Origin of the sequence: Gilliamella sp. Pas-s95, from assembly GCF_009795795.1 — a bacterium.
Lineage (GTDB): Bacteria > Pseudomonadota > Gammaproteobacteria > Enterobacterales > Orbaceae > Gilliamella > Gilliamella bombicola.
In genome coordinates this window covers 1-2,267 of sequence record NZ_WTFC01000059.1, presented here as the reverse complement: position 1 = coordinate 2,267, position 2,267 = coordinate 1, and the positions used below count along the sequence as shown (strand labels likewise).

1 protein-coding gene is annotated in these 2,267 nt (G+C 41.2%); it reads left to right on the top strand.

The window, feature by feature from the left end; translation table 11 throughout:
• The first annotated feature begins 540 nt into the window (after positions 1-540).
• Complete coding sequence (locus GQ598_RS10785) at positions 541-1,929, top strand: hypothetical protein (protein WP_160404118.1); 1,389 nt, start codon at positions 541-543, stop codon at positions 1,927-1,929.
• Positions 1,930-2,267 lie beyond the last annotated feature (338 nt).

Here is a 2,267-nt window from a genome sequence, read left to right as displayed (position 1 = left end):
CGAAGGAGCTAGTATAAATCACCTTTCTACTTTCTTCACTCCACCGTGTTTAAAATTGCACTTCATGTTTGAATCCAGGGTTTTTAGCCAAAAAACACCACCAAAACCGTTTCCCAAAGCATGCCACTAAAAGCTTAACTCTATCTTATTAATAAAACTTTACAAATTTTTAACAAAAAAAGTAGCGCATTATTAATCAACAGATTATAATTTAAGCGCTTTTAAAGCAAGGAAATGCTCGCTAATTGAGCAGTCAATTATGAAAAAACTTAAATAAAACAAAAATTTACTTGACAGGATAATCGAAATGCGCTATCATAATCGGCATCTGGCATCTGGCATCTGGCCTGCCAAACCTACGCCCTAAATCTTTTTCAATTTCACCGTAGTCGAAATCAGACTCCATTCTTATTTTTATCACCGAAGTTATCAAAATCATCGTGCTTAGCGAAGTCGCCGTGTCTATCAGCAGGGTTATTGCCGAGGTCGAGGCGCTTATTTTTTCTATCTAAATTATCGTTGTTTTTTACGCCATTGCTCTTGCTGTCTTATTCTCAGGGGGCACAGGCATTAACGGCGTATACATCAAGGACAATTGAGGGTACTCCGCCGTATTTTACGTTTGATGGAGGTAGAACTAGGGTAACTTCAAGGGATGATTTCGTGTCTATAACGTTGCCGAATGGTACAAGGATTACACCATCAACAAATACATCAAGTGCGACAAATCCGATAAGATTACCAGCAGGGAGTACATTGGGTGATATAGGAATGTTGGTGCCGCCGGGATACAGTTTTTGGAGTTTAAGTAACTTAGTGGCATTGGGCAATTGGGGGGATGATGATGGGGATGGTCAGGGTACAAATGGTGTAACAGCGACGGGGATGATATCAGTTTATTTCTCTGACAAAAATGGTAGTAGCGTAAGTCGTAATGACACATTAAATCCTTGTAAGGCACCTTATAGAGTGAGATTAGATGTTACACATAGTAGTTTAACTACACAGTATGGTGTTCCTAATAGTAGTACTCTCAGTAGTCAGTTTGTGACATATTACATCAGTCCGAGCGCATCAGTTAGTTGTTTTGTGCAATTCGCAAGGCCGAATCTTGATAGAGGCAAAGACCATTACGCAGGTCCATCTAACATATGGAATCCAGATAAGGGTTTTTTAACACAGTCTAATAATTCATCATCTTACGGTCGTAATTTTCCTACAACAGGTGCTAAGGGATTGTATTTTGATCTAGAGATGCCTGATGGAGTGGATGGAAGTCAGTTGACGTGGTCTCCTGTTACTCGGGGTGGGATAACAGCTAAAGTCAGATGGACGAAACCATACAGCGGCGATAATTGGATTAGTGATAAATCCCAGTATGTAACAAGGGTAGAATTAGATGGCCCTTGGACGGGAAGACAATCAAGTAATCCTGGTCCACTTACTCGTCCATCTTTGCCGCAGACCTTTGAGTTAAAGGGAAAAGATAGTAGCGGTAATGTGGTGGTCAAGTATGGATTTGTGTTGAGACAGTGGTTTGTTGGTCGAAATAACGGCGATTCTCACTCTGGCTATTCTTCTTGGTGTCGTAGTTTGGGTTATCGTTTTTCACGAGTAAGGGATTTAACCAATGCTGTTTGTTCTCCGGGGGAGAGTCTTCCTAATTATCCTTGTACTGGAAGTGTCGGTGCTAGACCGTCGTCTAGTCATAATAATTACGAGCGTCGCATAGGAGCAGGATTTTTCACGGAGTGGGGCAATCTAGATAAATACAGTTATATAGACCTATGGGGCATAAAGAGCTCCGTTTTGACGAGCGATGCTGGAGGTAATGGCTACCTTACGATCGTCTTCTCTGGCGCAATCAGCAGCGTCCCAACTTTCGTCTCAGCTGAACACCATTGGGGTGGCATATGCACCACGCCTTAGCTTTTAGTCCTTATTATTAAACTGAGGAGGGTATGGTGTAAACAAAGAACAATCTAGCAAAGAACAGCGCCCTCGTGCAGTTGAGGGCGGCTCTTATACTGGATTTTGTCTGTGTATTATCCAGATACTTGCCTATTTGAGGTCACCTTTGCCTTGCCCAGATGTTCAAATTTGTTATCGGTACATTTTTATGCACTTATTACTTAAAAATCGGTCAGAAAAGGTATTGATTTTATTGAAGTTTTTTTGTTGTTGTTCCTGGATTCAAACATGAAGTGCAATTTTAAACACGGTGGAGTGAAGAAAGTAGAAAGGTGATTTATACTAGCTCCTTCGCA